Origin of the sequence: Plantibacter sp. CFBP 13570, from assembly GCF_014841395.1 — a bacterium.
GTDB lineage: Bacteria > Actinomycetota > Actinomycetes > Actinomycetales > Microbacteriaceae > Plantibacter > Plantibacter auratus.
In genome coordinates, this window is the sequence record NZ_JACYTW010000104.1 from 1 (window position 1) to 7,365 (window position 7,365).

The 7,365-nt window shown below is 72.3% G+C and carries 7 protein-coding genes; all 7 read right to left on the reverse strand.

Annotation, left to right across the window (positions count from 1 at the left end):
• Positions 1–155: 155 nt before the first annotated feature.
• Positions 156–1,157: a proline racemase family protein gene (locus IFT89_RS19165; protein ID WP_202939761.1), complete on the reverse strand. Its 1,002-nt coding sequence runs from the start codon at positions 1,155–1,157 to the stop codon at positions 156–158.
• A gap of 55 nt (positions 1,158–1,212) precedes the next feature.
• Entirely contained in the window at positions 1,213–2,127 is a 915-nt protein-coding gene (locus IFT89_RS19170; protein ID WP_191940598.1) for a dihydrodipicolinate synthase family protein, read from the reverse strand.
• Between the two features lie 41 nt (positions 2,128–2,168).
• On the reverse strand, positions 2,169–3,686 hold the full coding sequence (locus IFT89_RS19175; RefSeq protein ID WP_202939762.1) for an FAD-dependent oxidoreductase: 1,518 nt from the start codon (positions 3,684–3,686) through the stop codon (positions 2,169–2,171).
• On the reverse strand, positions 3,683–4,033 hold the full coding sequence (locus tag IFT89_RS19180; RefSeq protein WP_137242192.1) for a (2Fe-2S)-binding protein: 351 nt from the start codon (positions 4,031–4,033) through the stop codon (positions 3,683–3,685). Before IFT89_RS19180 ends, IFT89_RS19175 begins: the two co-directional genes overlap by 4 nt.
• Positions 4,033–5,229 carry an NAD(P)/FAD-dependent oxidoreductase gene (locus tag IFT89_RS19185; protein ID WP_202939763.1) on the reverse strand — a complete coding sequence of 399 codons (1,197 nt, stop codon included), beginning with the start codon at positions 5,227–5,229 and terminating at the stop codon, positions 4,033–4,035. The genes IFT89_RS19180 and IFT89_RS19185 overlap by 1 nt, the downstream gene beginning before the upstream one ends.
• 118 nt (positions 5,230–5,347) lie before the next feature.
• Positions 5,348–6,025, reverse strand: a complete 678-nt coding sequence (locus tag IFT89_RS19190) for a GntR family transcriptional regulator (protein ID WP_064294279.1) — start codon at positions 6,023–6,025, stop codon at positions 5,348–5,350.
• A gap of 41 nt (positions 6,026–6,066) precedes the next feature.
• The coding region (locus IFT89_RS19195) for an aminopeptidase P family protein (RefSeq protein ID WP_202939764.1) at positions 6,067–7,365 on the reverse strand (1,299 nt) is incomplete at its 5' end.

Consider the following 7,365-nt stretch of genomic DNA (forward strand, 5'->3'; position numbering starts at 1 on the left):
TCGCGCACGGGCGTCCGCCGGCGTCGCGGCCCACGCGGGTGCCGCCGCGGCGGCCCGCTGGAGGACCTCCTCGAGCTGCTCGGGGGTGGTCTCAGCGATGGTGGCGTCGGGGGCTGGCATGGTCGTCATGTGATCCTCCGGGATCGTGGTGTGGTTCAGAACTGGAAGCCGGTCGGGAACGGATCGGCGGGGTCGAGGAGGTAGGAGCCGATACCGGTGACCCAGGCCCGACCGGAGATGGTCGGGATGACGGCCGGCCTGCCCGCCACCGTCGTCTCGGCGATCAGCCGGCCGGTGAACCGGCTGCCGATGAAGGACTCGTTGACGAAGTCCTGGTCGAGCGGCAGCTCACCGCGGGCCCAGAGCTCGGCCATGCGCGCCGAGGTTCCGGTTCCGCATGGCGAGCGGTCGAACCACCCCGGGAAGATGGCCATCGCATGCCGGGACAGCACGGCGTCGGATCCCGGTGCGATGAACTCGACGTGGTGGCAGTGGTCGAGCCCGGCGATCTCGGGGTGCACGGGCGGCGCCTGCTCGTTGATCGCCGCCATGATGCGCAGTCCTGCGTCGAGGATGTCCTGCTGGCGGTCGCGGTCGAAGGGCAGGCCCACGTCGTCGAGGTCGACCATCGCGTAGAAGTTGCCACCGAACGCGAGGCTGTACGGCACGGCGCCGAGGCCCGGCACCTCGACCGTGGCGTCGAGGCGGTCGACGTAGCTCGGGACGTTCTCGATCGTCACGCGGTCGGCGTGCCCGTCGCTGACGTCGACCCGCGCGATCACGAGTCCGGCGGGGGTGTCGAGCCGGATCGTCGTGACCGGCTCGACCACCTCCACCATGCCGGTCTCCACGAGGACCGTCGCGACCCCGATGGTGCCGTGCCCGCACATCGGCAGGCATCCGGACACCTCGATGTACACGACGCCCCAGTCGCAGTCCGCACGCGTAGACGGCTGCAGGATCGCCCCGCTCATCGCCGCGTGACCGCGTGGCTCGTTCATGAGGAAGAGCCGCAGGTCGTCGAGGTGCTCCATGAAGTGCAGGCGCTTCTCGTTCATGGTCGCGCCGGGGATCACGCCGACCCCGCCGGTGACGACGCGGGTCGGCATGCCCTCGGTGTGCGAGTCGACCGCACTGATCATGCGGGAGGACTTCATGGTGTGCCTCTCAGGACTGGTGGTCGTGGTCGGGGTGTCGCGTCGGCCGCCAGGCTCAGCGTGCCGCGAGGTAGTCGAGTGCGCGACGCGTCTGCATCGTGACCTGCTCCGTCTGGAGCGCGTTCAGCGGACCGCGCGGCGGACGCGTCGGACCACCGTAGCTCTCGCCGGCGATGTCGATCGACAGCTTGATGGCCTGGACGAACTCCGTCTTCGAGTCCCACCCGAAGACGGGCACGAGCTCGCGGTAGAGGGTGCGGGCCTCGTCGACACGTCCCGAGGTGACGAGCGTGTACAGCTCGACGGCCTCGCGCGGGAAGGCGTTCGGGTAGCCGGCGAACCAGCCGACCGCGCCGGCGACGAGGGACTCGAAGAGGAGGTCGTCCGCCCCCGCGATGACGTCGAGGTCGGTCTTGTCCTGGATCTCGAGCACACGACGGATGTCGGCCGAGAACTCCTTCACGGCGACGACGTGCTCGAGCTTGGCGAGCTCGACGAGCAGGTCGGGCGTGAGGTCGACCTTCGTGTCGATCGGGTTGTTGTAGGCCATGATCGGCAGGCCGACCTCGTCCACGCGGCTGTAGTGCTCGATGACCTCGTCGTCGTTCGCCCGGTAGATGGTGGGCGGCAGGAGCAGGACGCCGTCCGCGCCGTCCTCCTTCGCGTACTCGGCCCACTGCTGGGCCTGGTGCCAGCCGACGCCGTGCACCCCGGCGACGACGAGGCCGCGGTCGCCGACGGTGTCGACCGCGACCTGGATGACCTTGCGACGCTCGGCGTCCGTCAGCGACGAGTACTCGCCGAGCGAGCCGTTCGGGCCGACGCCGCGGCAGCCGTTCTCGATGAGCCAGTTGCAGTGCTCGGCGAAGCGGTCGTAGTCGACGGCGAGGCCTGCGGGCGCCGAGGCGTCCTCCTTGAACGCGAGGGTGGTCGCGACGATGACGCCGCCGAGGTCGAACTGCTTGGCCATGGGTGGTTCCTTTCCGAGGGAGTGGTGCGGAGACCGGTCGGTCATCCTGGGTGTTCGGCCGTCGGGGTCGACGGCGGTTCGTGGGGAGGGTGTCCCGGTGCCTGCGCGGCGAGTTCGCCGATGCGCAGCGGGGAGGCGATGGGCCGGCGGTCGCTCGAGACGCCGTCGATGAGGCCGCTGCCGCCGGATTCGGAGGCGACGCGGTGGAGGAGCTCCTCGACGGTGCGACCGCACATGCGGCCCTGGCAGATCCCGAGCCCGGCACGCGTGCTGAGTTTGAGCGAGCGCAGTCCGGTCGCGCAGGTGGCGGTCGCTGTCGCTCGCAGGGAGCCGTAGTCGACCTCCTCGCAGCGGCAGATGGTGGTGTCGTCGGCGAGCCAGTCGCTCCAGCCGGCGCGGATGCCGTGGGCGCGTTCGAGCCGGTCGGCGAAGGCGAGGAACGTGTCGCGTCGGCTCACGGCGGCACGGATCCCGGAGGCACCGGGGAGTCCGCCGGCCGCAGCGTGTCCCGCGATCGCGCCCTCGGCGAGCGCGGCGTCGACGCCCCCGATCCCGGTGATCTCCCCCGCCGCGAAGACGGTCGGGACGCTCGTGCGCTGCTCGGCGTCGACCTGGACGAACCGGGCTTCGGTGAGCGCGCAGCCGACCGCGACGGGCAGCTCGAGCCGCGGGGTGAACCCGTGGCTGACGCACACGGCGTCCGCTTCGACCGTGCGCTCGGTCCCGGGGATCGGCGACCAGTCGGCGTCGACGGCGGCGATGGTCACACGCTCGACCCGGTCGGTGCCGTGCGCGGCGACCACGGCGTGACCGACGCGGTACGGGATCCGGTAGCGGAGGTGGCCGCCGACGTAGCCGAGCAGCTCACCGGCCTTCCCGGTCACGCCGAGCAGTTGCCAGGGCTTGGGGAGCCAGCCCCTGGCGAGTCCGCCGACGGTCGTGGCCTCGTAGACCCCGAGGACGCGTGATCCGGTCGCGGTCAAGGACGCGGCCACCGGCAACAGGAACGGTCCGGCACCGGCCACGACCACCCGCTGACCGACGGCGACCCGCTCGCCCTTCGCGAGGGCCTGGGCGGCACCGGCCGAGAACACGCCGGGGAGGTCCCAGCCGGGGAACGGCAGGGTGCGGTCGTGCGCGCCGGTCGCGAGGACGAGCGCGTCCGGCCGAAGGGTGAGCGGCGTGCGGTCGGTGCCGTCCGGCGATCCGACCAGGACGTGCAGACGCAGGCCGGTCGCCCCGGAGGTGACGTCGGAGCCGTGGTCGGCGGCGGCACGGTCGACGTCGATCGCCCACACCTGCGCCTCGGTGATCACCGTGCAGCCGTCGTCGGCGTCGAGCGCCGCGCGCATGGCGACGAAGCGCTCGAACCCGTGATGCAGCGAGGCCTCGGCCGCGGACGGCCGGCTGGCCGGCAGGTGCCGCCAGTACTGACCGCCAAGCTCGTCCGAGGCGTCGAGCAGCGTGACGGACGCGCCGAGGGCTCGGGCGGCGAGCGCGGCCTGGAGGCCGGCGGGACCTGCACCGACGACGACGACCTCACGCTGCCGGGCGCTCATGTCCGGTCCCCGAACGGGTCGTTCTCCGTCGTGGGTTCCGGGAGGGCGTCGTGCTGTGTCTCGATGCGGTCGCCGTCCGCGGCGCGACGCTGGCAGGCACGGACGTCCCGCTGGCCGTTCACCGTGACGATGCAGTCGAAGCAGACCCCGATGCCGCAGAAGACGCCGCGCGGCTTCCCGGACCCACTGGTGCGGCGCCAGGCGAGGACGCCGGAGCCCAACAGGACACCGGCGATCGTCTGGCCGCGGAGTCCGTCGAGGGGCGTCCCGTCGAGGTCGATGCGCAGCGCGTCCTCCGTACCGGGCACGATCCGGTCGTCCGTCGCGGGCAGTCGTCTCGAGACCATCAGGCCACCTCCGCCGGCCGGTCGACGCGCAGGTGCGGGGCGAGCCCCGGGCGGTCGAGTTGGAACGGGGCGTCGTCGAGGTCGGTGGATCCACCGAGCAGGCGGGCGGCGATGAGTTCAGCGGTCGCGAGGGCCAGTCCGATGCCGGCGCCCTCGTGGCCCGTCGCGTGCCACAGGCCGTCGACGCGGTGGTCGGGGCCGATGACCGGGAGGTGGTCGGGCATGTACGGCCGGAAGCCGCCGTAGCTGCGCATGACCGAGGCGTCGCGGAGGAACGGGAAGAGGCGCAGCGACTTCGCCGCGACCTCGCGGAGCACGTCGACGTCGAGGCGCGCGTCGAATCCGATCTGCTGCCGGCTCGAGCCGATGAGGACCGTGCCCGCGGCGGTCGACTCGACGACGCTCGAGGTCTGGAGCGAGGCGTCGCTCGACTGCGTGGCCCCGAAGTAGTCGCCGTCGTAGACCTTGTGGTGCACGCGGTGCGGCATGCGGGTGGTGACGAGGACCATGCCGCGTCGGGGACGGACCGGGACGGGTGCCCCGAGCAGGTCGCCGAGCTCGGCCGACCACGGTCCGGCGCAGACGAGGACCGCGTCGCCCGAGACGTCGCCCACGGAGGTCCGGACACCCGTGAGGCGTCCGGTCGCGCTCCGGACGCCGCCCGTCACGGTGACGCCGGTGCGCACGACAGCGCCCGCCCGCCGGGCCGAGGCGAGCAGGGCCTCCGTGGCGATGACGGGCTGGACCTGTGCGTCCTCGGGATAGTGGACGGCCGCCGTGGACGAGCGGGTGATCGACGGCTCCGCCGCGAGCAGCTCGTCCTCGGTGAGGGGTCTGGCGTCGACACCGGCGGCGCGCTGGGCGGCGGCGAAGTCGAGCAGGGGCTGCGCGCCGGCCTCGGTGGTGGCGACCACGATGCCGCCCTTGCGCTCGAACTCGATGCTCGGGAAGGTCGGTCCCAGTTCGGCGCTGAGTTCGGCGGTGACGACGGGCCAGAGGCGTGAGGCGTACCGCGCGAGGTCGAGTTCGGGGCCGGGCCCCTTGTCGGAGACGAGGAGGTTCCCCTCCCCCGAGCCGCTCGTGCCGCCGGCGGCCGCCGAACGGTCGAGCACGACGACCTCGGCACCGCGTCGGGCGAGGATCCGCGCGCAGGCCGCACCGACGATGCCGGCGCCGACGATGACGATGCGGGTCACGTGCGGTCCTCTCGGTCGATGCGGGGAAGGGCTTTCAGTAATGTGTCACACATTCACTGAACAGGCAAGCGTGCACGATCGCGGATCCGGGTCGAGGTCCGCGCACGCACGCCAGGGGCTACTCGGCGTCGGATTCGGGCTTGCCGGCCCACCAGCCGGTGGTGTGCCCGATGTGTCGGTGCATGAGCTCGCGAGCGGCGACCCCGTCACCCCGCTCGAGGGCGTCGAGGAGCTCGTGGTGCTCAACGGCCGAGCGGTCGAGCTGCTGCGAATCGAGCATGGCGGCCAACCCCACGAGCCGGGTGCGTCCGCGGAGGTCCGCGACGAGCTCGACGAGCAGCGGGTTGCCGAGTTTCGCGGTGAGCGCGAGGTGGAACGCCTGGTCGGCTTCGAGGTACCGGGTCAGGTCGCCGTCACGGGCACCGGCCACGATGTCGTCAGCCTGCTGCCGGAGCTCGGGCAGCGAGCCGTGGTCGAAGACCTCGGCCAGGTCCGCCATCGCGGGCGGTTCGAGGAGCTGGCGGATCTGCGCCGTGTTGCGGAGCGAGGCCTCGCTCACGACGGTGACGCGGAACCCCTTGTTCCGGACCGCCTCCACGAAGTCGCGCTTCTCGAGGTCGAGCATCGCTTCGCGGACGGGCGTCGCCGAGACGTTGAACTGCACCGCCAGCGTCGGTACCGAGATCATCGTCCCCGGCGCGAGCTCGCCCGAGATGATCGCCGCGGACACCGCCCGCTCCACCTGCGCCCGCAGGCTCAGCCGTTCCTCGGCCGGTCGGATCGCCGACATGCTCATCGCGACTCCCATCCTTCGTCTCCCACCACGGTCCGCTCAGGTTACTGGGCGCGCATCCACGCTTCGATGCCCGACGCGTCGATGGGCAGCGCATCCGACAGCACCTCGGCGCCGTCGGCCGTCACGAGCAGGTCGTCCTCGAGCCGGACGCCGATGCCGCGCAGTTCCGGTGGAACCGTCTCGTCGAAGGCGTGGAAGTACAGCCCCGGCTCGACCGTGAGCACCATGCCGGGCGCCATCGAGCCGCCCTGGTAGGCCTCGTAGGAGGACTTCGCGCAGTCGTGCACGTCGAGGCCGAGGTGGTGACCGATGCCGCACACGAGGTACCGCCGGTGCTGTTGCCCGACCGGGCTGAGCGCCTCGTCGACGGACACCGGCAGGAGGTCCCAGTCGTGGAGTCCCTGCGCGATGACCTCCATGGCGGCGTGGTGGAAGTCGGTGAAGTCGCGGCCCGGACGGACGGCGGCCATCCCGGCGCGGTGGGACGCCTCGACGAGGTCGTGGACGCGCCGCTGCTCCGGGCTGAAGGTGCCCGAGACGGGGAAGGTGCGGGTGACGTCCGCCGTGTAGAACGCACGCGTCTCCACGCCCATGTCGAGCAGGATCGCGTCCTCGGGGCGGACCGGACCGTCGCAGCGCACCCAGTGGAGCGTGGGTGCGTGCGCACCGCTGCCGACGATGGTCGAGTAGCCGGGGCCGTTCCCCGTGGTGCGGGCGTGCCGGTCGAAGGTCCCCTGCAGCCAGCGCTCACCCCCGCCGGCGACGGCCGTCGGCAGCTCCCGGATCACGGCGGAGAACCCGCCGACGGTCGCGTCGACCGCTCGCCGCAGCTCCGCGATCTCCCACTCGTCCTTGATCATGCGCAGTTCCGAGAGCACACGGCCGAGTTCCGGCGCGACCGTCAGCGGCTCGAGCGCGCGATGCTGCGAGGTCAGCGTCCCCGCGAGGAGTGGTCGCTCGACGCCTCGGAGCGCGTCGGGCAGCGCGGCGAGCACCTCGACCCGGAGGTCGAGGACCGCCGACCAGTCGGCCGGCCCCGGCGCGGAGCCGACCCAGAGCTCACCGTGGTTGGCGTCGGCGAAGAAGCCGGTCTCGCCCGGGTGCGCCGGTGCCGGGATGTACAACGTCGCGTCGTGACCGGCGCCGCTCGGACGCAGCACGAGGACCGCGTCCTCGGCGGAGCAGCCGGTGAGCCAGAAGAAGTCGCTGTCGGGGCGGAAGTCGTAGTTCGAGTCGTTGGCCCGGACGGGCGCGCGACCGGCGGCGACGACGAGCGTCCGCCCGACGAAGGCCTCGCTCAGCCGACGACGGTGCTCGGCCGCGGCCGCGGCGATCCCGGG